The organism is Sphingomonas mali NBRC 15500, assembly GCF_001598415.1.
GTDB classification, from domain to species: Bacteria; Pseudomonadota; Alphaproteobacteria; order Sphingomonadales; family Sphingomonadaceae; genus Sphingomonas; species Sphingomonas mali.
In genome coordinates, this window is record NZ_BCYX01000037.1 from 14,321 (window position 1) to 38,892 (window position 24,572).

Here is a 24,572-nt window from a genome sequence, read left to right on the forward strand (position 1 = left end):
GGATGCGGAGACCTCTAGTTGCTTCTTCGCAAGGAAGCTCAGAACGAGCCGCGGAAGATGAACGCGAACCGTCGGTCTGTATCGGTCCAACTGTAGCGTGGCCGCAAATTGGTATCGCCGACATCGAGGAACGTCCGCGAGTTGAGCAGGTTGGTTGCCTGCACGCCGACCTTATAATGTTTGAACACCGTCACGAGCACCGATCCGTCGAGCTGGCCATAGGCTTCGGACCAGACAGGATAATTGATGTTCGCGGCGGACGTGGTCAGCAGGTAATGCGAGCGCCAGTTATAGGCGACGCGTGCCGATACGCCGTATTTCTCATAGATTCCCGCGACGTTGTAGGACCATTTCGACAGGCCCTCGAGCGGCAGGTTGGAGATTTTGACGTTGTTGGTCTGGTTGGCGTCGAACACGTTGACGGCGGTATTCGCGCCGCCATTGGAGTCGACATAGGTCAAATTGCCCTGGAAGCCGAAGCCGCCAAGCGCGCCGGGCAGTCCGTCGAAGAACTGAGTGTAAGCGAGTTCGAAGCCCTTGATCTTGCCGTGCGCGCCATTGGTCTGCTTCGTTACGTCGAACGTGTACGACTGACCGCCGCTGGTATAGGTTTGCGATACGACACCGGCAAAGATGTAGTTGCTGATGTCCTTGTAGAACGCCGCCAGGGTCAGGCTGTTCGATTTTCCGAAATACCATTCGAGGCTGGCGTCGAACTGGTTCGCGCGGGTCGGTTTGAGGCTCGGGTTCCCCTGGCTACCGGTGTATGCCGTCTTTCGTCCGCCGACGCCGACGCCGTTGGGGTCGCCGGTGGTCGAATCGAAGCTGAAGCCGAGCGACGTAAACGGATTGAGCTGCGAGAATGTCGGCCGTACGACCGCCTTGGCCGCGGCAAGGCGCAGCTGGACCCGGTCGTTGAGGAAGAAGCGCAGGTTCAAGCTGGGCAGGACGTCGGTATAGGACCCCTTTGTCGCCTGGGGCGGCCCGACGAGGTTGCCCCCGGCGAAGGCCGTGGCCTGTGCGATCAGCGCACAATTTGCCGCGCTGATGTTATTCGGGTTGCCATTGGCGCAAGACGGGCCGGTCGGCGCGGTGATGCGAACCGCCGATCCCGTTGTACCGGTTTCGGTGCGGACGATGCGCACGCCGACATTGCCGTCGAAATGGAAGCCGCTGCCCTGATCCTGACCGAATCGCAGCAGAGCATAGCCGGCATAGGTGCGCTCGCTCTGGTCGTTGATGCCGCCGCTGACATTGTCGGCACCAGGAGCAGCCGCCGCATAATTGTTGGTCAGCGGTACCCAGCCCCAGCCGGCGGATTCGGTGTTGCTGAGGTAATTATAGGCATTGGCGGTGCCGTTCTGGACCAAAGCGGCGGTCGGGAACCAATAGCCGCCGACCGACGGCACTTGGCCACGGAAGAAGTTGTTGTAATTGAATAGGTTCGATTGCGCCGGCAGCAAAGCGTTCTGGTGCGTCGCGTTGAAGCCGGTTTGGTTCAGCGTGACCGGCGTACCACCACCCCAATATTGCGCCGACAGCAACGCCCAATTGTAGCCGGTCTGACGCGTGGTCGCGTTGCGGTCGGTGACCCGGCCGCCAAGGCGGAACGACTTGAGGAACGGCGAGTCGGTGAAGGTATATTCGACATCGGCGCGCTCGGCCCATTCATGGGCCTCATTGTCCTCGATGTGATCCATCGCGGCCGCCCACCAATAGGCACTCTTGTCGCTGTAACTGCCGCCTGCGGTCGGCGTGATGGTCATCGCAGGATCGTTGCCGCTGAAGTCGAACTTGATCGTCGAGGGGATGCCGGCCTGGGTGAAGGCCGTCATGCTGTAAACCTGGGCCGTCGACTTCACATATTGGACATCGGCACTGACTGCCCAATTGGCATTGGGAGTCCAACGCAGATTGAACGAATAATCCTGCGTCTTCTTGGTCTGCTTGCCCGAGCGCGTATCGAAGTTGAGATTGCGGTTGGCGAGCGTGCCGGACTGCAACTGGCCCTGCGGGCCATAGCTCAGGTTGGTGTTGTTGGCTGTGTTATTGACGTCAGGCGTATCGTAGTCGCCGACCGCATTTTCGATATCCTGCGGTGTCGCCTTGGCAATCAGCCCCTCGAGGGTGATGAGCAAGGTGTCACTCGGCTTCCACTGGAACGCCGCATCGATCGCCGTGCGGCGCTGCTGCCAGTCGATCCGGCGGAATCCCATGCCCGCCGGGACATACACGTTAGTACCCGTTGCGAATCCACCTTGGGGAGCGGTCAGAGGCTTGGCATCATAGCGCCCGCCGGTGATGCTGTCGGTGCGGTTGCCGACATTGCCGAGGCTGTAGGAAACCAGCAGGCCCATTTCGCCGAGCGGAGACTGCCAGCGGTCGCTGGCGAGGATATTGCCCGAGAAGAAGGTCTTCTTGCGCAAATCGGCATAATTGGCGTCGCCCGAAAAGGCGATGACCAGGCCCTTCGCGTCGAACGGCTTGCGCGTGCGCAGGTTGACGATGCCGCCGATCCCGCCTTCGACCAGTTCGGCCGAGGGGTTCTTGTAGACGTCGACGCCGGCGAGCAGGTCGGAGGAGACGTCCTCGAACGACAGGCCACGGCCATTATTCGCCGAGAAGACGTCGCGGCCGTTGAGTTCCGAGCGGACGAAGGAAAGCCCGCGAATGAAGACGCCGCCGCCTTCGGACGACAGGCGCGCAGGGTCGCGATTCTCGTTGGTGCGCTGGAGCGTGACGCCGGCGATACGCTGCAGCGCCTCGGACACCGAGCGATCCGGCAGCGCGCCGATATCGGTCGCGGTGATCGAGTCGATGATCTGTTCGGAATTCTTCTTGCGCTGAGTCGCGCTCTGCACCGACGCGCGGATGCCGGTGACGATGATATCGCCCTTGCTCTGCGTATTGATCGTCGATTGGTCATTGGTCGCCTGACCGTCGGCGGGCTTGTCGGCCGCAGCCGCATCGGCCGGCGCGCTGGCATTGGCGGTCGTTTGCGCGTGCGCCGGAACGGCGAGCATGGCCGCGAATGCCAAAGCGAGGACCGAGGTGCCTCCGCGCAAGTTGCGGCGCTCCGCGCCCGACTGGATTGCGCTTTCAAGCAAATTCAACTGGAACATTAACTTCCCTCCTGAACGCAGGCCCGGGAAGCGTGTGAATGACAGGTCGGCCGGCATCCGGTCGCCCCTTTCCTCCCACGTGCACCTCCGGGGTGCCGCATGTTCTACCGAGGTCGTTAAGCGCCCCGGCTCATCGTCTGACTAACACCCGAAAATCGCGACTTCAACGAAAATGATTGCGCTACCAAAATTTATTTTTCATTGGCGTTGACAGTTTTCATCAATATCGCTGTCCTATTTTCCGCACTTCCTTTTTAAAACAAATAGGTATGACTGCTGGCTGGCCGCCTCGCAGTGCATATCGGGCCAGGAGAGAAGAGCTTGGTTGCCGGTATCCGGGAGGTTGAACTGGATCGCGTCGGCGCAATCCGCGAGGCATTTGCGGAGATCGTCGCCACGGCCGAGCCGGTGGTGTTGCGCGGGCTGGTGCGCGATTGGCCCGTCGTGGCGGCGGCCAGCGCCGGTACGGCCACTCTGGTCGCTTTCCTGAAGTCATTCGAACGCGGCGGCCTTGCGAGCTGCGTCGCTGGTCACCCGTCGATCGGTGGCCGCTTTTTCTACACGCGCGACATGGCCGGCCTCAACTTCGGGCGCCGCGACGCGACCGTCGCCGATCTGCTCGACCAGCTGGTGCACCAGGCAGGCGATGCCCATCCGCTCGCGATCGCGATGCAATCGGCGCCGGTGTGCGAGGTGCTGCCGGGATTCGCCGAACAGCATCCGATGCCGTTGCTCGACCCGTCGGTGGCGGCGCGGATCTGGATCGGCAACGCCGTCTCGGTCGCCACGCATTACGATTCGAACGACAATGTCGCCTGCGTCGTCGCCGGCCGCCGGCGGTTCACCTTGTTTCCGCCGGATCAGGCGGCGAATCTCTATCTCGGGCCGTTCGAGCTGACTCCGGCGGGCACGCCGGTCAGCATGGTCGATGTCGATGCGCCCGATCGCGATCTTTATCCGCTCTACGCCGAAGCGGAGAAGCATGCGCGGACGGCCGAGCTCGGCCCGGGCGACGCGATCTTCATTCCCTATCTGTGGTGGCACGCGGTCCGATCGCTCGATCCGGTCAGCATCCTGGTCAATTACTGGTGGAGCGATCACGCTTTGCCGACCGCGCCGGTCCAGGCGATGCTGCACGCCTTGCTCGCGTTCCGCGATCTGCCACCGGCGCGCCGGGCGGCATGGCGTGCGCTGCTCGACCATCTCGTTTTCGCCGACGATGCCGGACAGGCGGCGCACCTGCCCGAGCGTGCGCGCGGGATAATGGGCCCGATCTCGCCCGAGATGCGGCGTGACCTGCACCGAGTGATCGCCTTGGCGCTGCAATCGAAATGACCGGGGAAGGAAAGATGATGCGGTGGATGATCGTGGCAATCGGCATGCTGGCGGCTGCGCCAGCCGCGGCACAGGTAACGTTCGACACACCGTTCACCGACCATGCGGTGCTGCAGCGTGATCGCGCGATCGCGGTGCACGGCCATGCCGCGCCCAAGTCGGAAATCGTGCTGAGCTTCGCAGGCGCAACCGTCCGTGCGGCGGCCGACGCCAACGGCGCGTGGCGCGCGATCTTGCCGGCCAGGCCCGCCGGCGGCCCCTATTCGCTCGTCGCGACGAGCGGCGGCACAACCGCGACGCTCGGCGATGTCATGGTCGGCGACGTCTGGCTGTGTTCCGGCCAGTCGAACATGGAATTCACGCTGCGTCACGCGACCAATGCCGATGCCGAGGTGCAGCAGGCGGCACACCCGTTGCTCCGCCTGTTCAACGTGCCGCGCCAGTCGAGCGCAACGCCGCAAGCGAGCTTCAGCCGCCCGGTCGATTGGCAAGTCTCGGCGCCCGCCAGCGCGGCGGACTTTTCCGCGGCCTGCTATTTCATGGGTCGCGAGCTCCAGCAGCGGCAGGGGATCGCGGTCGGGCTGATCTCCTCGGCCTGGGGCGGATCGGTGATCGAGGACTGGATCAGCCGCGAATCACTGGCAACGCTGCCGCGCTACCGCCCGGCGCTCGACCTGCTGGATCTCTACGGGCGCGATCCGGCGGCGGCATCGCGACAATGGCGCGACATGGTCGAAAAGTGGCTCGGCGCGCGCGCGTCGGCACCGGCCAATGCCGTCTGGCATCCGGCACCCTCGATGGCGGCCTGGGAAAATTGGGGCGATCCCGCGCTCGCGAGCTTCGACGGCATCGGCTATTATCGCGCGCATGTGACGCTCACCGCCGCGCAGGCGGGCAAGGCCGAGCTGGCGATCGGCGCGGTCGACGACATCGACCTCACACGCGTCAATGGCAGGGCCGTCGGCGCGCTGGATGGCTGGGATGCGCCGCGGCGATATGCCGTGCCGCCGGGCGTGCTTCGCGCCGGGGACAATGTCGTCGAGGTTGCGGCGATCGATACCGGCGGTGGCGGCGGGCTGTGGGGCGACTTGCCACGCACGCTGACGCTCGCCGACGGCACGGTCATTCCCCTGAAGGACTGGCAGTTCGCGCGCGGCGATGCGCTCGCCGCGATCGGCATGCCGCCCGGACTGCCCTGGCTCGGCGGCAACGGGCGGACCACGCTCTACAACGGGATGATCGCGCCATTCGACAATTATCCGCTCAAGGGTTTCGCCTGGTATCAGGGTGAGGCGAATGTCAACGACGCCGCTGGTTACGCCGAGTTGATGCCACTGCTGATCGCCGACTGGCGCAAGCGCTTTGGCGCCGAACCGTTCTTGATGGTCCAGCTTGCCGGATTCGGACCGCTGACCTCGCGGCCGGTCGATGACGTTTGGGCGCAATTGCGCGACGTCCAGCGTCGCGTTGCCGATGCCGACCCGAAGGTCGGGCTGGCCAGCGCGCTCGATATCGGCCAGGTCGCCGACATCCACCCGACCAACAAGCAAGGCGTAGGCTATCGCCTCGCGCTCGGTGCGAGGGCTATCGCCTTGGGGGAAAAGGTCGAGGCGCGAGGACCTGCCCCGACCGCAGTCGTCCGGCGCGATGGCAAGATTGCTATCCGCTTCGCACATGGCCCGCTGGTGACGGTCGGCGGCGGACAAGTCCTCGGGTTCGAGCTGTGCGACAGCGGCGGACAGTGCCGTTATGCCGATGCGGTCGCGAGCGGCGATACCGTGCTGGTCCCCGACGACGGCAAGGCGAGCGAGGTCCGCTATCTGTGGCAGGCGAGTCCGATCGTGAACCTCTACAATCCGGACGGGCTGCCGGCGACGGGGTTCCGCATGCCGATCGGGCGATAACGCGGCGAGCGGCGGCGAACGTAGCCGCCACCATGTCGCTTCTCCGGTGTTCCGGCGCTCGTCCACGCGCGGGCGCGACACCGGGCGTCGAGCCCAGGCAAAATCCTTTCGCCATATTCCGACACGATCCGATTGCCAGCAGCGCAATTGTTATGGTAGCGCTCACAATGACTCGGGGAAAACCCGGCATCGAGGGGAGATATGCGTGCCTGAAATTGCCCGCCGGCGACGCTCTGGACCGATCGCGCGCGCCATCTTGCTCGCCGCGGCCGCGGGATTGAGCGCAACACCAGCCGCCGCAGCACCTCCCCTGTTTCAGGCGGCGCCCGCCCCCGCCCCTGCCCCTGCCCCGTATCGCAACTTCAAGGTCGCGATCTACGTCGTCGTCGGCAACGTCCGCGCACTCGCCGACCGCGCGACCTTCGACCGCGAATATGCCCGCGTCGCCAGCCAGCTCCATTTCGACAAGGTCTATGTCGAGGCCTATCGCGACCACCAATTCGCGACCGATGACGAACTGGCCAAGGTGTCGTCCTATTTCCGTGAGAAGGGCATTGAGGTCGCCGGCGGCATCACGCTCGCGGCCGGGGGCAAGAACGGTCAGTTCGGCACGTTCGATTACGAGGATCGTGACGACCGCGCCGAATGCGAGCGCGCGGTGCGGCTCGCGGCGCGGCATTTCGATCAGGTCATCCTGGACGACTTCTTCTTCTTCACCTCGAAGAGCGACGCCAACATCGCCGCCAAAGGCAAGCGCAGCTGGACGCAATACCGGCTCGACACGATGCGCGGCGTCGCGCGCGATCTCGTCCTGCGCCCGGCCAAGGCAGAGAATCCCAAGGTTCGGATGATCATCAAATATCCGAACTGGTACGAGCATTTTCAGGGGTTGGGCTACGACCTCGACCAGGAAGCCAAGGCGTTCGACGGCATCTATACCGGCACCGAGACGCGCGACCCGGTGATCACCGACCAATTGCTCCAGCAATATGAGAGCTATTCGGTCTATCGCTATTACGCGAACATCCGTCCGGGCGCGAACGGCGGCGGCTGGGTCGATACGTTCAGCACGCGCTACCTCGACCGCTATGCCGAGCAATTGTGGGACACAATGCTGGCCAAGGCGCCGGAGATCACGCTGTTCAACTGGAGCCCGATGGCGTCCGACGTTGGCGCCGACGAGGGCGAGCGGCCCTGGGCCACGATGGGGACCAGCTTCGACTGGTCGGGAGCCATGCGCGCCTGGCGACAGTCGGGATCGCGCACGCCGGCGGGCTGGGCGCGCGCCGCGGGGCTGTCGCTCGACGCGGTCGATTCGGTGCTCGGGTCGCTCGGCAAGCCGATCGGCGTGGCGAGCTACAAGCCGTATCAATCGAGCGGCGACGACTTCCTGCACAATTATCTCGGCAATATCGGCATCCCGATCGAGCTGGCGCCGACTTATCCCGCCGACGCCAGGACGATACTGCTGACCGAGGCTGCCGCGGCCGATCCGGGAATCGTCGCGAAAGTGCAAGCGAGCCTGAAGGGCGGCGCGACGGTGATCGTCACGTCGGGCTTCGTTTCCGCGCTCGGCGCCCGCTTTGCCGACCTCGCGGAATGGACGCCGACCGGGCGGACCGTCGCGGTCGATCATTTCATCGAGGGATTCGGCGCGGGCAATGGCCGCCTGCTCGACGACCCGGGCGGTTCGGCACGGCCGATATTGTTCCCGGACGTGCGTTTCTACACCAATGACAGCTGGGCGGTCGTGCGCGGAGTGTCGGGGCAGAAGGGATTCCCGATCCTGCTGATGAACAGATATTCGCAAGGCACGCTGATGATGCTGGCGACGCCCGAAAATCCCAGCGACCTCTACAACCTGCCGACCGCCGCGCTCGACCATATCCGTACGATGACGATGCAGGACTTCCCCGCGCATCTCGCGGCCCCCGCCAACGTAGCACTCTTCGCCTATGACAATGGATCGTACGTCGTGGAGAATTTCCGCGACCAGCCGGTCTCGGTGACGCTGACGGTCAAGGGCGAGGCCGCCAAAGCGATCGAACTCTCCGACAACAGGCCGATCGCCGCCGCCGCACCGGTGCCCGGAGGCAATGATGCCCAGCCGGGCTGGACCCGTTTCGTGCTCGATCTGCCGCCGCATTCGTTCCGGGCGATCGCGACCAGCAGATGATTTCAAGGAAAGAAAAGTCGGTGAAGAGGATCAGGATGAGGGCAAGGATCGGGTTGGTGGCATTGTTATCCGCGACGATGATCGGTGCGACCGCGGTTGCCGCCGCGCCGGACGGGTCGAGCATTGCCAACCCTGCATTATGGCCGGCCGCGAAGAGCCGCGGCCTGGTGAATCCTGCCACCGAAGCGAAGATCACGGCGCTGATGGCGAAGATGACGATCGAGGAGAAGATCGGGCAGATGATCCAGGCGGACATCGGCTCGATCAAGCCCGAGGATCTCAGGAAATACCCACTCGGCAGCATCCTCGCCGGCGGCAGTTCGCCGCCCCTCGGAAGCCCCGACCGCTCGCCACAGGCGCCGTGGGTCGCGACCTCCAGGGCGTTCGCCGCGGTCGCAAATGAGGCGCGGGCGGACCATGTCGCGATCCCGCTGATGTTCGGCATCGATGCGGTCCACGGCAATTCGAACGTGGTCGGCGCGACGCTGTTTCCGCACAATATCGGTCTCGGCGCCGCCGACGATCCCGCGCTGATGACCCGGATCGGCCGCGCGACCGCCGAGGAGACCGCGGCAACGGGTATCGACTGGGCATTCGGGCCGACGCTGGCGGTGCCGCAGGACGACCGTTGGGGCCGCACCTATGAAGGTTATTCGGAAAACCCCTCGATCACCGCGCGTTATGCCGGCGCGATCATCCGCGGCCTGCAGGGCAACCCCGGCAAGGGGCGCATCCAGCTGGGTAATGTCGCGGCAAGCGCCAAGCATTTCCTGGGCGACGGCGGAACCAAGGACGGAATCGACCAGGGCGACGACAAGATCGACGAGGCGACGCTGATCCGCCTCCACGCGCAAGGCTATCCGCCCGCGATCAACGCCGGAACGATGACCGTGATGGCGTCCTATTCGAGCTGGAATGGACAGAAGATGCACGGCAACAAATCGTTGCTGACCGACGTCCTGAAAGGGCGGATGGGCTTTGCCGGCTTCGTGGTCGGCGACTGGAACGGCCATGGCCAGGTCCCCGGCTGCAGCAACACCGACTGCGCGATCGCGTTCAACGCCGGGCTCGACATGGCGATGGCGCCGGACAGCTGGCGCGATCTGTTCGACAACACGCTGAAGGAAGCGAAATCGGGCGTGATCCCGATGACCCGGATCGACGATGCGGTGCGTCGTATCCTGCGCGTCAAATTCGCGCTCGGCCTGTTCGACGCCGCGCGGCCATGGGAAGGACGCGCCGATGTACTAGGTTCGCCCGCGCATCGCGCGCTTGCCCGCGAAGCCGTGGCCAAGACCCTGGTGTTGCTCAAGAACGACGGCGTGCTGCCGATCAAGGCGAGCGCCAATGTGCTCGTCGCCGGCCCGGGCGCGGATTCGATCGCGATGCAGTCGGGCGGTTGGACTTTGAGCTGGCAAGGCGACGGCAACAGCAACGCCGATTTCCCCAATGCGCAGTCGATCTATTCGGGCATCGCCGCGGCGATGAAGGCCGGCGGCGGCTCGGCTACCCTGTCGCCGGACGGCAGCTTCGCCACCAAGCCCGATGCCGCGATCGTCGTGTTCGGCGAGACACCCTATGCCGAAATGCGCGGCGACATCAGGACGCTCGAATTCCAGCCCGGCGACAAGGAGGCGCTGGCCTTGCTCAAGAAGCTCCGCGCGGCGGGTATCCCGACCGTGTCGGTGTTCCTGTCGGGCCGGCCGCTCTGGGTGAACCCCGAACTCAACCAGTCCGACGCATTCGTCGCGGCCTGGCTGCCGGGAAGCGAAGGCGGCGGTATCGCCGATGTCATCGTCGGCACGCGCAACGGCAAGCCGCGCAAGGACTTTGTCGGGCGGCTGTCGTACAGCTGGCCGAAGACCGCGGGCCAATTCACGCTCAACAAGGGGCAGCCGGGCTACGACCCGCTGTTCGCGTTCGGTTACGGGCTAAGCTACGCCAAACCAGGCAAGGTCGGCGTGTTGGGCGAAGTAGCCGGCGTCGATCCGGGACTGGCCAACACCAACCTGTTCTTCGCCAAGGGCAAGGTCCCGGCGCCGTACGCCTGGGCGCCGGACTCGGGTGTGACGCGCGCGGCCGTCGACGGCCCGCATATCCAGGAAGGCGCGGCGCGATTGACCTGGCCCACGGGGCGTGACGCGACGATCGCCATAAACGGCGTGGCGCTCAACCTTACGCGCGAGACCAATGCCGAGCTGGTGCTCGAAATGACCTATCGCGTCGATGCCGCGCCGTCGGGGCCGGTGACGCTTGGCTTCGGCGCCGCGAAGGTCGATGCCACCCCGCTCTTCGCCGCCGGCCCGCAATGGCGGACAGTGCGCATCGGCCTCAAATGCCTGCGCGATCGCGGCGCCGACATGACCGGCGTGACGACTCCATGGTCGCTGACGGCGAGCGCCCCGTTCGCGCTGTCGGTCGCCGACATCCACTTGGCCACCGATCCCAGCGGCGCGGTCTGTCCGGCGGCGGCACGATGAGCCGGCGCCTTGTCCGCCTATTGCCGCTGCTGTTGGCCGGGCTGGCAATGTCTGCGCACGCCGCGGACGAGTTGCCGCGTGTCGTAACCAAGGATGGCCGCTCGGCGCTGTTCGTCGACGGCGCGCCCTATCTGATGCTCGGCGCCCAGGCGAACAATTCGAGCAACTATCCGGCCGCCTTGCCCAAGGTGTGGCCGATGCTCGAACGGCTCAACGCCAATACGCTCGAAATCCCGATCGCCTGGGAACAGATCGAACCGGTCGAGGGCAAGTTCGACTTCTCCTATCTCGACGCGCTGCTGAAGGGCGCGCGCGAGCACAAGCTCCGCCTCGTCCTGTTGTGGTTCGGCGCTTGGAAGAATACCGCGCCGAACTACGCCCCGATTTGGGTCAAGAGCGACAATGCGCGCTTTCCGCGGATGCGGACCAGCGACGGCAAGGCGCATTATGCGCTGAGCCCGCACGCGCGGACAACGCTCGACGCCGACAAGCGCGCCTTCACCGCGCTGATGCAGCGGCTGAAGGCGGACGACCCCCAGAATACCGTGATCATGGTGCAGGTCGAGAATGAGAGCGGCAGCTATCGCTCGGCGCGCGATTTCTCGCCCGAGGCGCAGAAACTGTTCGCTCAGCCGATCCCGCAACCGCTCGCGGCCAAGACGGGCAAATCGGGCACCTGGTCACAGGCGTTCGGCAAGCTCGCCGATACCGCGTTCAACGCCTGGTACATCGCGCGTTATGTCGATGAGATCGCCGCCGCCGGCCAGGCGATCAAGAACCTGCCAATGTATTGCAACGCGGCGCTGAGCGACCCGTTCGGCCCGGCCGTGTCGGGCGGCGCCAGCGGGGGACCGGACTGGCCGGTGATCGACGTGTGGCGCGCCGCCGCGCCGCACATCGCGCTGGTCGCGCCCGACATCTACAATCGCGATCCCAAGGCCTATGCCAAGTATCTCGACCTCTACGCGCGGCCCGACAATCCCCTGATGGTGCCCGAAACCGGCAACGCCGCCGAATATGCCCGTTTCCTGTGGCCGACGCTGGGCAAGGGCGCGATCGGCTTCTCGCCGTTCGGTTTCGATGACACCGGCTACGTCAATTATCCGCTGGGCGCGAAGGAACTGGACGAGGCGACGATCGAGGCCTTCGCGTCCAAATACCGCTTGCTCGCGCCCGCGGCGCGAGCCTGGGCGAGGATCGCGTTCGAACATCGCGTCTGGGGTGCGGCCAAGATGGAGGATGGCGGCGACCAGTCGACGACCTTCGGACGGTGGAAGATTTCGGTGCAATACGACCTGTGGCGGTTCGGCGAGCGCGACTGGACGTGGATCAAGACCGATCCTTCCCCGACCAAAGGCAAGCCGGTGGGTGGCGCGCTGGTCGCACAACTCGGCCCCGACCAGTTCCTGCTGACCGGATCCGACGTCCGTCTGCGCCTCGACGATACGAGCGGCGGCAACGGCATGATGCTGCGGGTCGAGGAAGGTCATTTCGACGCGCAGGGCAATTGGGTGTTCGAGCGCGTCTGGAACGGCGATCAGACCGATTACGGGCTCAACTTCACCGGCACGCCGGTGTGGCTCAAAGTGACGATGGGGACGTGGAAATGACGGCGATGCGATGGTTGATGCTGGGCTCCGCGGCGATCGCGCTGGCGGGGGCCGGAGGCGTAGCGGCGTTGGCGGCTGACGCGGCCGCGGCCGCGGCCGCGCCGGCGGCGGATGGATCGGTGGCGAAGATCGATCACGGCGTCGTGGTCACGCCCGCGTCCGGCCCGGCGAAGCGCATTCGCGTGCTCGCTTATGGTGACGCAAGCTTCCGCGTGACCGCGGTGCCGGCGACCGATTTCGACGAGGTGCCGGACAGCCTGATGGTGATCGCCAAACCCGATGGCGATCCAATCGTCACCACGGCCAACGGCTATGTCTCGCTCAGGCTGCCCAAGGCCAGCGCGCGCATCCGCCTGGCCGACGGCTCGGTCAGCTTCCTCGACGCCGCGGGCAAGCCGCTCCTGACCGAGGCGCCGCGCGCGGCGTTCCGGGCGGTGTCGGTCGAGGGCAAGCCGTATTTCACCGCCAGCCAGCAATTCAACCGCGGCACCGATGAGGGCTTTTACGGCCTCGGCCAGCATCAGAACCGGCAGATGAATTACAATGGCGAGGACGTCGAACTCGCCCAGCACAATATGGACATCGCGATCCCGTTCGTCGTCTCGACCCGGGGCTATGGACTGCTCTGGGACAATGACGGGATCACCCGGTTCGGCAATCCGCGGCCTTATGCTTTGGTCGGCGACGATCTAAGGGTGACGAGCGGCGGCAAGCCCGGCTGGAAGGCCGATTATTATCTCGGCGGCAAGCTCGCGGTCAGCCGCCAGGAAGCGACGATCGATTATCGCTATATCCGCGACCAGAAGAAATGGCCCGCCGCGGCGAAGGCGGCGACCAAGGCGTCGGGCGAGAGCGGGCAGAACACCGCCGGCGTCAACACCCAGGAGCAGCGCGTCGTCTGGACTGGCAATGTGACGGCCGACAAGACCGGCGTACACAAGTTCCGGCTCTACGCGTCGAGCTACATGAAGGTTTATGCCGACGGGAAACTGGTGATGTCGCACTGGCGGCAGAACTGGAATCCCTGGTTCCACAATTTCGACCTGCCGATGACTGCCGGCAAGCCCATCGCGATCCGGGTCGAGTGGGATCCGAACGCCGGCTATATCGGGCTGGTCCACAACGACCCCCTGCCCGCTGCGGACCGCCACTCGCTGTGGATGACCTCCGACGTCGCCAAGGACGTGGATTATTATTTCGTCGGTGGCGGCGGCAGCATCGATGGCGCGATCGCCGGCTATCGCGCGCTCACCGGCAAGGCCACGCTGATGCCCAAATGGGCCTATGGCTTCTGGCAGAGCCGCCAGCGCTACGAGACGCAAGACCAGTTGGTCGGCGTGGTGCGCGAATATCGCAAGCGCGGCATCCCGCTCGACAATATCGTGCTCGACTGGCGCTATTGGGTCGACGACCAATGGGGCAGCCACGATTTCGATACGAGCCGTTTCCCCGACGCCAAGAAGATGGTCGATGACGTCCACGCGCTCGATGCGCACATCATGATCTCGGTCTGGGGAAAATTCTATCCGACCACCGCCAACGGCAAGGCGCTCGACGCCAAGGGCTATCTCTATCGCCGCCCGCTCGAGGCGGGGCAGAAGGACTGGGTCGGCCCCGGCTATGCCAACACGTTCTACAACCCCTACACCAAGGGTGCGCGCGACCTGTTCTTCGACCAGGTCAACGACAAGCTGGTGTCGAAGGGGTTCGACGGCTGGTGGCTCGATTCCGACGAGCCGGACTGGCATTCGAACCTGTCGATCGAGGAACGCGCGTTCCAGATGGGCCCGACCGTGCGCGGGCCTGGCGCGGCGGAATTCAACACCTATCCGCTCGTCCATGTCGAGGGCGTTGCCGACAATCTGCGCCGTGTGGAACCGGGGCGGCGGCCGTTCATCCTGACGCGCTCGGCGTTCGGCGGCATCCAGCGGTCGAGCGCGGCGGTCTGGTCGGGCGACGTCGCGGCGCGCTGGGACAATCTGCGCGACCAGATCTCGGCCGGGGTCAATCTGTCGATGTCGGGCCTGCCCAATTGGAGCCAGGATATCGGCGGCTTCGCGGTCGAGGACCGTTACACCCAGCAGCGCCCCGCCGATCAGCCCGAATGGCGTGAGCTCAACCTGCGCTGGTTCCAGTTCGGCGCCTTCTCGCCCTTGTTCCGCAGTCACGGCGAATTCCCGTATCGCGAAATCTACGAGATCTCGGCGAAGGATCCGGCGATGCAGGCGTCGATGATCTGGTACGACAAGCTGCGCTACCGGTTGATGCCCTACATCTACACCAGCGCGGCGGACACCTGGTTCACGGACGGCAGCATCATGCGCGGGCTGGTGATGGATTTCGGGGCCGACCGGCGCACCTGGGCAATCGACGACGAATATATGTTCGGCCCGTCATTCCTCGTCGCTCCGGTTTCCGAATTCAAGGCGCGCAGCCGGCAGGTCTACCTGCCCGCCGGGACGGGCTGGTACGACTTCAATCGCGGCACTTATTATGCCGGCGGCCAGTCGATTACCGCGGCGGCGCCGTACGAGCGCATGCCGCTGTTCGTCCGGGCGGGCGCGATCGTGCCGACCGGCCCCGATGTGCAGACGACCAGCGAACAGCCGGACGGGCCGATCGTGCTCCAGGTCTTCACCGGCGCGAACGGCACCTATTCGCTCTACGAGGATGACGGCCTCAGCGACGGCTATGCCAAGGGCAAATATGCGCGCATCCCGATCCGCTGGGACGACAAGAGCGGCACGCTGACGATCGGCGCGCGGACCGGCGGCTATGACGGGATGACGGCGAAGCGGTCGATCTCGGTGCGCTTCTACGGCCCGCGAACAGCCGCGGCGCCCGACTTCGGCGCCAACCCGGCGCGCAGCGTGACCTATGACGGCCGGCCGGTAACGATCCGCCGCTGATCACGCGTCGAAACAAAAAGGGCGTGGGAAGCGGTTGCTCCCCACGCCCTTCTTTGTTGCCTGACGCCCGAGGTCAGCCGGTCATTTCCTCGAGTTCCTTGCCCTTGGTTTCGTGGATGAACTTCTGGACCAGGAAGAAGCTGATCACCGCGCACACCGCGTAGAAGGTGTAGCTGGTCGCGAGCCCCAGCTTGGCGGCCATGACCGGAAAGCTCTGCGCGACCAGATAGTTCGCGAACCATTGCGCGAAGCCGCACACCGCAAGTGCCGAACCGCGGATCTGGTTGGGGAACATCTCGCCCAGCATCACCCACATGACCGGGCCCCAACTCAGGTTGAAGAAGATCACGTAGAGGTTCGCGGCGATCACCGCGATGGTGCCGAGCTGCGGCGACAGCTGGAGCTTGCCCGCGGCGTCGAGCGAGCCCTGGCTGAACGCATAGACGAGGCCGAACAACGTCACCGCCATTCCGGCCGAGCCGATCAGCAACAGCGGCTTGCGCCCGATCCGGTCGACCAATGCGACGGTGACCAGGCACGCGCCAATCGACACCACGCCCGAGACGATATTGATCAGCAGCGAGTCGGCCTCGGTGAAGCCGGCGAGTTGCCACAAGGTCGAGCCGTAATAGAAAATCACGTTGATCCCGACGAGCTGCTGGAACACCGCGAGCAGCAATCCGGCCCAGACCACCGGACGGATGCCGCCCTTCACGGGATCCATGATGTCGCGCAACTGCGGCCGGTGATCGGCACTGAAGCTGGCGCGGATCTCGGCCAGCTTGGTCGCGGCGGTATCGGCGCCGAACAGCCTGGTGAGGACGATTTCCGCCTCGCCCTCGCGGCCCTTCGACACGAGAAAGCGCGGGCTCTCCGGGATGAGGAACAATGCGGCCAGAAAGACCGCCGCCGGGATGGCCTGCATCAGGTACATCCAGCGCCACGCCTCGAGCCCACCGAGCTTTTCGGTCGAGGCGCCGGCGGCGGCGGCGAGATAGTAATTGACCACGAACGCCGCGGTCAGACCCGAGATGATCATGATCTGCTGCACCGTCGTCATCCGGCCGCGGATATTGGCCGGCGCGACTTCGGAGATGTAAGCGGGCGACAGGACGCTCGCCGCGCCCACCGCCATGCCGCCGATGATCCGCGCGGTCACGAAGATCGGCTGGAGGTGCGCGAAGCCCTGGACCAGCGCGCCACCCAGGAACAGCAACGCCGCGATCCGCATCACGTTGCGGCGGCCCATCCGGTCGGCAAGCGTGCCGGCGAAGAACGCGCCGATGAAGCAACCGATCAGCAGCGACCCGACGGTGAAGCCAAGCCCGCTCTCGCTCAGGCCGAATGCCGCCTTGAGCCCCGGCTGGGTGCCGTTCACCGCGCCGCTGTCATAGCCGAACAACAATCCGCCGATCGTCGCCACCGCGACGATCATGGCGATTAGGCCGCTATTGGCCCGTGTCGCTCCCCCGTTCATTCTGCTCTCCCATCATCATTCTTGTCATGATCGTATGGCGTTGACCGGCACGCCGGCGACCCCGGCGTCGAACGCGAAGAGGTGCCCCGCGAGCGGCTGCGCGTCGAGCGCGGCAGTGTCGAGCGCGAGCTTCGCGGTGGTCGCATAGGCAGTCCGCAGATCGGCGCCGCCGAACGCGATTTTCGTCACATTGGCGACGGGAAAGCGCACGGTCTCGATCAGCGCGCCCGCAGGGTCGTAGCGACGCGCGCTCCAACCCCCGAACAAGCCGGCCCACACGCACCCTTCCGCATCGACGGTCGGACCGTCGGGATAGCCATGGCTCTTGTCGATAGTGACGAACGGACGCAGCGAACCCAGCGAACCATCGTCGTTGATGTCCGCCTGTCCGATCGTTCCCGCGAACGTGTCGGTGACGTAGAGTGTGCGGCCGTCGGGCGAAATGGCCGGGCCGTTGGTTACCACCGCGGCCGGCAGCCCGGTATCCGAGACCCGTCCGTTCGACAGGCGGTAGAAGCGACCCGATGCTTGCGCCTCTTCATCATCCATCGACCCGAACCATAAAGAACCGTCGGGGCCGACCACCGCGTCGTTGAGCCGATTGTCCGGCAGGTCGGGCTCGACCTCGATCCGCGCGGAGAAACTGCCATTGGTCGGATCGAAGCGGTGAATGCCGGTCTTGAGTCCCGCGACCAGCCCGCCGCCGGCAACCGGCATCACCCAGCCCACCGGTGCCGGCGCGGCCCAGCGCGTCACGTCGCCATCATCGAGGCGGTAGATGCACGGCGCCTTGATATCGACGAACCAGAGCGCGCCGCAGATCCACACCGGCCCCTCGCCCAGCATTGCCCCGACCGGGGCGACAACCTCGGGCGTGCCGGTCACCGCCAGCCCGCGTCGACGAAATATTCGTGACCCGTGCACATCCGGGCATCGTCGGAAGCGAGGAACAGCACCAGCGCCGCGACATCGGCGGGCTGGATGCGTCCGTCGAGGCACTGCGCCGCGACCAGTTCGGCCTCGCCCTCGGGCGTATACCAGCGCTCCTGCCGCGGCGTCTGCACGTTGCCCGGAATGACCGCGTTGACGCGGATACCGTCGCGGCCAAGGTCGCGTGCCATCGACCGCGTCAGTCCTTCGATCGCCGCCTTGGCGGTCTGGTAGAGAAGCAAATCGGGCAGAGCGAGATGCCAGCTGATCGACCCGAAATTGACGATCGCGCCGCCGCCCGCGCGACGCATCGCCGGAATGACCGCCTGGCTGGCGAAGAATTGGTGGCGCAGGTTCACCGCCATCCGATCGTCCCAATAAGCCGGGGTGATCTCGTCGATCGTGTGGCGGTCGTCATTGGCCGCGTTGTTGACGAGGACATCGACGCCGCCGAGCTGTTCCTCGATCGCCGCGAACCGTCCCTTGAGACCATCGAGATCGGTGAGGTCGCAGCGGCTGTAGAGCACGGCATCCGGCCCGCCGAGCCGGTCGACCAGTGCGTGCGCCGCATCGTCCTGCACGTCGACAAAGGCGACACGCGCCCCTTGCGCGGCGAACGCCTCGACCAGCCCCTCGCCGATCCCGGTCGCGCCGCCGGTGATCAGCACGCGCTTGCCGGCGAGACTGGGATAGCTCGCGCGGGCGCTTTGGGTGGCGGGCTGCAGCATCAGTTGACGGTCTCCGAAAGTACCGGCCGCGGCGCCAATAGCCCGCGCGCGGCGAGGTTGCGCATCAGGTCGCCGATCCCGAATGACCAGGCCGGCGCCGCCTTCGCGCTGGTGACCTTGTTGACCAACGTCCCCAGCCTCTCGCTCGAAATAGTGACGATGTCGCCCTCCTTGTGGGTGAAGCCGCGGCCCGGCGCATCGCGATCCTGGGTGGGCGCGAACATCGTACCGAGAAACAGCGCGAAACCGTCAGGATAATGGTGTTCGCTCAACGCCTGGCGCACCAGCTCGGCGGGGTCGCGGCTGATCTGCGCCATGCTGCTCGATCCGGTCAGGCGATAGCCGTCCATGCCCTCGATCGTCAGGTCGACGGCCGCGGCTCGCACGTCGTCGAGGGTGAAGTCGCCATCGAACAGACGGATCAGCGGCCCGATCGCGCACGCCGCATTATTGTCCTTGGCCTTGCCGAGCAGCAACGCCGAACGGCCCTCGAAGTCGCGCAGATTGACATCGTTGCCCAACGTCGCGCCGACCACTTCGCCATCGGCATCGACCACCAGCACGATTTCGGGCTCAGGATTATTCCAGGTCGAATCCGAGCGCACGCCGATCATCGCGCCGAACCCGACCGCCGACAGCACCGGCGCCTTGGTGAAGATCTCCGCATCGGGACCGATCGCGACTTCGAGATATTGCGACCACATGCCATCGGCGATCAGCTTGTCCTTGAGCGTAGCGGCCTCGGCCGACCCCGGCACCACTGCGCGCAGATCGCCGCCGACATGCGCGGAAAGACGATCGCGGATCGCCGCCGCTGCTCCGGCATCGCCACGCGCGCGCTCCTCGATCACGCGCTCGAGCGTCGACACCGCGAAGGTCACGCCCGCTGCCTTGACGCACTGCAAGTCGATTGGGCTCAGCCAGTCGAGCGTTTCGATCGCGCCGAGCCGCTCGCCGCCCGCAGGATCGAACAGGCGATGCGCCAGAAGATCGGAGACGGTTGGTACCACGCCTGCCATGTCGTAAACCGTGCCGTCGACGACGAGCACCGGGCTCGGCCCGTCGGCAAGCGCCACGCGGCCGACAAAACGACCTTGCCGCCAGTCGGCAGGCAGAAAATCGGCGGAAAATACTTCCCAGCCGGCCATGTCCAACCATCCTCTCTATTGCTTTGGTAACGCTACCTTTACCGGGAAGGGCGGCATGTCAAGCCCGCGCATCGCCATTTGGTACATTATGGTGGTCGAACGCGCGCATTTGTCGGCGCGTCATTGCTTCACTGGACTCCCAGGATCGAGCGGCCGGTCGATCGGCTCGATGGCGCACATGGGCAGCCTTTGGGGCCGCGTCATCCTACTGGATCGTGACCGCCTGTACCAAGGTGTCCATTTCGCGCGTGACGGCTGGGGTGATGTCCATCGCGTTGTTCCAGCCATAGGTATTGTTGCGTTCCACCACCAAGCTGCAGACGTTGCGGGTAACGACGCGACCGAGCGCCTCGTTCAACGCGCGATCGATCTGCTGCTGGCCGCGCTCCTGGGCGGCGATGAAGCGCACATTCTGCTGCTGCTCGACTTCGCGCGCCTGCTGATCGAGCGCGGCCAGCTGCCGCTGATATTCGATCGGCGCGGTGGCGTTCTGGCGCGCCTCAAGCTGGCGTCGCTGCTGGTCGATCGCGTTCCGCCGCTGCGCGAGGTCGCCCGACAGCGACGCCTGCATCTGCTTGAGCTGCGCCTGCATCGACTGGCCAGCACGCGACGCGCCGATCGCGCCGGTGCGCGACAACAGGCACAGGCCCTGAATCGGCGGCCCGAAGGTCTGGGCCGACGCGGGCGCCCCGACACAGATCAGCAGGAAGGCGGCGAGCTGTCCGAACAATCGCATGCCGCCGCCTCTCGCCCAATCAGCGCGCGGCCGCAACCCGGTCCGCACAAGCCTGGTCCTGCCAGATCACCTCGGACACGGTCACGCTATAATGGCCAGGCGGCCGCTCGAACCGGATCTCCATCCGACACCGAACCCGCTCGAGACTTCCCGGCGCGACCGGAAAGAACAGCACATAGTTCCACCGCCGGGTGATGCCTTCGCCGAAATGGGGCGGGCCGATCAGCCGGTAGATGCTGAACTTGTCGACGCCTGGCGTGATCATCCGCACCGCGGCCGGGCTGACCGTCGCGCCCAGTTTCTTTTCCTCCAGCGGTCGGTGAGGAAAAGCATCCGGATCGACCTTGGCCACATAGACCGGGACGGGCGTCGCGGCGGCATCCTTGGCCGTCGCCGCGAAGGAGCCCGAAAGACCGCAACCGATGAGAAGCGTAACCGCGAGAAAGCTGAGTCTCATTGCATCCTCCTTAGAGCATCGCGCGGAAAAGTGGGTTCCGGTTTTCCGCGAAAAGCGATGCGACCACAAATGTTTAGAGCGGCGTGTCCGATTCAAAATCGGCCACGCCGCTCTAGGATCAGAACTGGATGCCGAAGCCGGCATTGGCACCGACCCGCTGCTGGGTGTCGTAGGTCACCCCGGCCTTGAAGATGGTGCGACCGTCATCCATCACCCGCGAGAGACCGAGCGAGAAGGCCGACTGGCCCTGATAGGTGCCCGCACCGAAGGCAAGCATGCCGCGCCCGGGCTCGAACGCCTGGGGGAGACCCGCTGCCGCCAGGGCGCCGGCGGTTCCGGCATTGGCATTCCGCTGGACCCTGCCAAGGTCGTACTGGATCCCGGCAAGCTTGATATCGGTATAGGCATTGGCCGAAGCGAGCGTGCTCGCCATACCGCTGTTGAGCTGCTGGACGTTGACCGCGTCGGTCGGCGCGACGCCGGCCGCGACATTGCTCAACACCGCGGCCGGTCCGCCGGGGTTGAACGTCACCGATTTGCCGCCGGCATCATATTGCACCGAATTGCCGGCGACCTGCTGCACCTTGTAGAGTTGCGAGCCGTTGACGGCATCGGACGAGGTCGCGTTGACCGCGCCGGCGCCGACGTTCTGGACGACGTTGCCGCCCATATTGACCACCGTATTCTGTCCCACGGCGAGGCCGCCATTGGCGGTCACCGTGCCGGCGAAGGTCGGGTTGTCGGCCACCGCGACCTGGAGCTGGTTGCCGTTCAAGGTCACGACGGTGTTGGATCCGGCGGTGACGTTGAGCGTGCCGTTCGACGGCACGTTGGTCGCCGGGCCGCCATTGGCCTGGATGTTCCAGCCGGCGCTCGCCGTCGTGTTCAGCGCCTGCAGCGCGTCGTTGACGTTGGTATAATTGTTCCCGCCGACGTTCAGGTTGGTCGTGACGGTGCCGGTGCTCGGATCGTAGCTCGAATTGCCGCCCAGCCCCGCCGCCGTGCTGTTGCCCAGGTTGGTGACGTTGTTGGCGACCGTGGTGACGCTGCCCGCGATATTGGTCACGCGGTTGTCGAGGTTGGTGATCTGGGTGTTCTGCGCGCCCAGCGCATCGCCGACATTGTTGTAGGTGTTGCCGCCGACCGCGTAGCTCGGCGCGGTATAGGCGCCGGTGGTGGAATTGTAGGACGCGCCGCCGCCGAGCGAGGTGGCGGTGTTCTGCGCGACCTGGTTGAGCTGGCTGACATTGACCGCATCGGTCGGCGCCGAACCCGCCGCGACGTTGGTGACCTGCCGCTCGGCGCCCGCCGCGCCTACCGAGACTTCGCCGGCGGAGCTTTGCGGCGTGCCCAGGCCATAAGCGGAATAGCCGATCCGCGACCCCACCGTCGTCACCGCGCCTGCGCCGAGCGCGACGCTGCCCGCGAAGCTCGCATTGGCGCCCGGTCCGATCGCGATCGACTGGATGCCGGTGGCGACCGAGTTGGTGCCGAGCGCGATGCCGTCGGCTTGCGAGACCCGGGCATTCTGACCGATCGCGGTGCCGCCGGGCGCGGTCTGATCGACCACCGCGCCATTACCGATGCCGACGCCATTGTCGCCGTTGACGACCGTGGTCGGCCCCACCGCGACGGAGTCGGTCCCGATGGCGAGCGAGTCCAGGGCCACGGAATTGGCATGGAAATATTTGGTCGAGGTCACCGACACCGATCCGATCGCGCCCTGAAGCTGGCGAAGCGTCACCGCGTCATTCGCCGCGGTACCGTCCGCGACATTGATGATCTGGCGATACTCGCCGGTCGTCGAATTGCCGACCGACACCGCCCCGAGCAGGGTGGCATCGCTGGTATTGTAGGGCACGAAGCCCAGACCAGCTGGAATGGCGCCGATCGCAGGAGCCAGCGCGCGGTCGGAAAGCGATCCGCTGCCCAGCGCCAGCGAGCCGTCGACGCTCGCCACCGCATTGTTGCCCATCGCGATGCTGTCGGTGTTGTTGGCCACCGCCTGAGGCCCGACCGCGACGCTGTTGGTTCCCACCGCCTGGCTATCGGCGAGCGTCGAGGTGGAATGGAAATATTTGATGCCGCCGCCATTGGTGATGTTGGTGACGGTGGCCCCGATGCTGGTCACGGTATTGCCGAGCGTGGTGACGGTGTTGCCCAGGTTGGTGACCGTGTTGCCGAGATTGGTCACATTGGTGCCGAGGCTGTCCACGGCCTGGTTGGTCGCGAACAATTGCGATCCGTTGATCGCGTCGGTCGAGCCGCCATTGACCTGCCCCGCCGCGACATTGGTGATCGTGCGCTCGGCGCCCACCGCACCGACGCTCAGCGTGCTGGTCGGCGTGGTGCCGGCGAAGGCATAATTGGTGCCGTTGATCGTGATGCCGCCGGTCGCCACCGCTGCCGTGGTGGTCGAGCCATTACCGAGCGCGATGTCGCCGGCATTGTTGGCCACCGCATTGGGTCCGATCGCGACCGAATCCGTCCCCAGTGCCTGGCTGTCGGCTAGCGTCGACGTGGCGTGGAAATATTTGATGCCGCCGCCATTGTTGATGTTGTTGACCGTATTGCCGAGATTGGTGATGTCGGTCGTATTCGTCGCCACCTGCTGATTGGTCGCGAACAATTGCGAGCCGTTGACCGCATCGGTCGAGGCCGCATTGACCGCGCCCGGCGCGACATTGGTGATGACCTTGTTGGCCGCGTTGATTCCAGCGGTGGTCACGCTCGGACCGCCGGTGATGGTCAGGCCATTGGTGTCGAGCAGGCTGTTGCCGGTGGTGACGCTGGTGAACACCGGCGCGTCCGCCATCTGCAGGTTGATCGCTCCCGTCGCCGGGTCGGTCACCGTCTTCAGATTGGCGCCGGAATAGCTGCCCGCCGTCGTCGCCGTGCCCTGGATGCTCAGCGCCGCGCCGAGGTCGCGATGCACGATGCCCGCGGTCGCGTCATTGGCGGTGAAGTTCAGGCCCGTCGTCACCACGCCGCCGGTCGACGAAGTCAGCTGGCTGACGTTCACCGCATCGGTCGGGTTCACGCCCGCCGCGACATTGGTGATGGTCGTGCCACCGGCATTGATACCGGCGGTAGTGACGCTCGGGCCGCCCGCGATCGTCAGACCGGTGGTGCCCAATACCGTCCCGCCCGCAGTCACGCTGTTGACCGCGACATCATTGGCGAGGTTGAAGGTGACGTCGTTGCTGGCCGTGCTCTTGGTCACGACGAGATTACCATCGCCATTTTTCAGGTCGATGCTGTTGCCGGTCGCGCTCGATGCGCCGACATTGGTCGCGTTGGCGCCCTGCGCGGTTACCGTCCAGCCTTGGCCCAGCGCGCCCACGGCCTGATTGGTGGCAAACAATTGCGACCCATTGATCGCGTCGGTCGAGCTGCCGCTGATACGGCCCGCGGCGACATTGGTGATCGTCCGTTCGGCGCCGGGCGCGCCGACGCTCACTGTGCTGGTAGGCGTGGTGCCGACAAAGGCGTAATTGGTGCCGTTGATCGTCGTGCTCGCCGTGCCCACCGCGACGGCGGTCGTGCTGCCCGAGCCGAGG

The 24,572-nt window shown here is 65.4% G+C and carries 14 protein-coding genes; 6 read left to right on the plus strand and 8 right to left on the minus strand.

Annotated elements, in window-relative coordinates; translation table 11 throughout:
• Positions 1–38: 38 nt before the first annotated feature.
• Entirely contained in the window at positions 39–3,122 is a 3,084-nt protein-coding gene (locus SMA01S_RS19265; protein ID WP_245649339.1) for a TonB-dependent receptor, read from the minus strand.
• A 321-nt stretch (positions 3,123–3,443) separates the two neighbouring features.
• Between SMA01S_RS19265 and SMA01S_RS19270 the strand changes: the two genes are divergently transcribed.
• From SMA01S_RS19270 to SMA01S_RS19295, 6 genes are all read left to right on the plus strand, one after another.
• The gene (locus tag SMA01S_RS19270) at positions 3,444–4,457 is read left to right on the plus strand and encodes a cupin-like domain-containing protein (protein ID WP_066826331.1); all 1,014 of its coding nucleotides are present in this window, start codon (positions 3,444–3,446) and stop codon (positions 4,455–4,457) included.
• A 14-nt stretch (positions 4,458–4,471) separates the two neighbouring features.
• The gene (locus SMA01S_RS19275) at positions 4,472–6,361 is read left to right on the plus strand and encodes a sialate O-acetylesterase (protein ID WP_084250449.1); all 1,890 of its coding nucleotides are present in this window, start codon (positions 4,472–4,474) and stop codon (positions 6,359–6,361) included.
• 205 nt (positions 6,362–6,566) lie between these two features.
• Positions 6,567–8,537: a putative glycosyl hydrolase gene (locus tag SMA01S_RS19280; RefSeq protein ID WP_157094045.1), complete on the plus strand. Its 1,971-nt coding sequence runs from the start codon at positions 6,567–6,569 to the stop codon at positions 8,535–8,537.
• Between the two features lie 35 nt (positions 8,538–8,572).
• The gene (locus SMA01S_RS19285) at positions 8,573–11,017 is read left to right on the plus strand and encodes a glycoside hydrolase family 3 protein (RefSeq protein ID WP_066826338.1); all 2,445 of its coding nucleotides are present in this window, start codon (positions 8,573–8,575) and stop codon (positions 11,015–11,017) included.
• Positions 11,014–12,627 (plus strand): DUF5597 domain-containing protein, encoded by a 1,614-nt coding sequence (locus SMA01S_RS19290; RefSeq protein WP_066826340.1) that lies wholly within the window; start codon positions 11,014–11,016, stop codon positions 12,625–12,627. Before SMA01S_RS19285 ends, SMA01S_RS19290 begins: the two co-directional genes overlap by 4 nt.
• Positions 12,624–15,536, plus strand: coding sequence for a glycoside hydrolase family 31 protein (locus tag SMA01S_RS19295; protein WP_245649341.1), 2,913 nt, complete (start codon positions 12,624–12,626; stop codon positions 15,534–15,536). Before SMA01S_RS19290 ends, SMA01S_RS19295 begins: the two co-directional genes overlap by 4 nt.
• Before the next feature lie 73 nt (positions 15,537–15,609).
• Here SMA01S_RS19295 and SMA01S_RS19300 read toward each other — a convergent pair whose 3' ends face one another.
• The 7 genes from SMA01S_RS19300 to SMA01S_RS19330 form a co-directional block, all read right to left on the minus strand.
• Positions 15,610–17,013: a sugar porter family MFS transporter gene (locus tag SMA01S_RS19300; protein ID WP_066826345.1), complete on the minus strand. Its 1,404-nt coding sequence runs from the start codon at positions 17,011–17,013 to the stop codon at positions 15,610–15,612.
• A 24-nt stretch (positions 17,014–17,037) separates the two neighbouring features.
• Positions 17,038–17,898 (minus strand): SMP-30/gluconolactonase/LRE family protein, encoded by an 861-nt coding sequence (locus tag SMA01S_RS19305; protein ID WP_245649342.1) that lies wholly within the window; start codon positions 17,896–17,898, stop codon positions 17,038–17,040.
• Positions 17,895–18,671, minus strand: coding sequence for a D-xylose 1-dehydrogenase (xylB, locus tag SMA01S_RS19310; protein ID WP_066826348.1), 777 nt, complete (start codon positions 18,669–18,671; stop codon positions 17,895–17,897). Before xylB ends, SMA01S_RS19305 begins: the two co-directional genes overlap by 4 nt.
• Complete coding sequence (locus SMA01S_RS19315; RefSeq protein WP_066826351.1) at positions 18,671–19,819, minus strand: fumarylacetoacetate hydrolase family protein; 1,149 nt, start codon at positions 19,817–19,819, stop codon at positions 18,671–18,673. The genes xylB and SMA01S_RS19315 overlap by 1 nt, the downstream gene beginning before the upstream one ends.
• Positions 19,820–20,024: 205 nt before the next feature.
• The gene (locus SMA01S_RS19320) at positions 20,025–20,555 is read right to left on the minus strand and encodes an OmpH/Skp family outer membrane protein (protein WP_066826354.1); all 531 of its coding nucleotides are present in this window, start codon (positions 20,553–20,555) and stop codon (positions 20,025–20,027) included.
• 19 nt (positions 20,556–20,574) lie between these two features.
• Positions 20,575–21,012 carry an outer membrane protein assembly factor BamE gene (locus SMA01S_RS19325; protein ID WP_066826357.1) on the minus strand — a complete coding sequence of 146 codons (438 nt, stop codon included), beginning with the start codon at positions 21,010–21,012 and terminating at the stop codon, positions 20,575–20,577.
• Positions 21,013–21,130: 118 nt separating this feature from the next.
• The coding region (locus SMA01S_RS19330; RefSeq protein WP_174543170.1) for a YadA-like family protein at positions 21,131–24,572 on the minus strand (3,442 nt) is incomplete at its 5' end.

What these genes read in the sequence shown, in the direction of transcription:
- SMA01S_RS19265 (WP_245649339.1), bottom strand. Translation starts at nt 3,122, where the DNA reads ATGTTCCAGTTGAATTTGCTTGAAAGCGCAATCCAGTCGGGCGCGGAG.
- SMA01S_RS19275 (WP_084250449.1), top strand. Translation starts at nt 4,472, where the DNA reads ATGATGCGGTGGATGATCGTGGCAATCGGCATGCTGGCGGCTGCGCCA.
- SMA01S_RS19285 (WP_066826338.1), top strand. Translation starts at nt 8,573, where the DNA reads ATGAGGGCAAGGATCGGGTTGGTGGCATTGTTATCCGCGACGATGATC.
- SMA01S_RS19290 (WP_066826340.1), top strand. Translation starts at nt 11,014, where the DNA reads ATGAGCCGGCGCCTTGTCCGCCTATTGCCGCTGCTGTTGGCCGGGCTG.
- SMA01S_RS19295 (WP_245649341.1), top strand. Translation starts at nt 12,624, where the DNA reads ATGACGGCGATGCGATGGTTGATGCTGGGCTCCGCGGCGATCGCGCTG.
- SMA01S_RS19300 (WP_066826345.1), bottom strand. Translation starts at nt 17,013, where the DNA reads ATGAACGGGGGAGCGACACGGGCCAATAGCGGCCTAATCGCCATGATC.
- xylB (WP_066826348.1), bottom strand. Translation starts at nt 18,671, where the DNA reads ATGCTGCAGCCCGCCACCCAAAGCGCCCGCGCGAGCTATCCCAGTCTC.
- SMA01S_RS19315 (WP_066826351.1), bottom strand. Translation starts at nt 19,819, where the DNA reads ATGGCCGGCTGGGAAGTATTTTCCGCCGATTTTCTGCCTGCCGACTGG.
- SMA01S_RS19320 (WP_066826354.1), bottom strand. Translation starts at nt 20,555, where the DNA reads ATGCGATTGTTCGGACAGCTCGCCGCCTTCCTGCTGATCTGTGTCGGG.
- SMA01S_RS19325 (WP_066826357.1), bottom strand. Translation starts at nt 21,012, where the DNA reads ATGAGACTCAGCTTTCTCGCGGTTACGCTTCTCATCGGTTGCGGTCTT.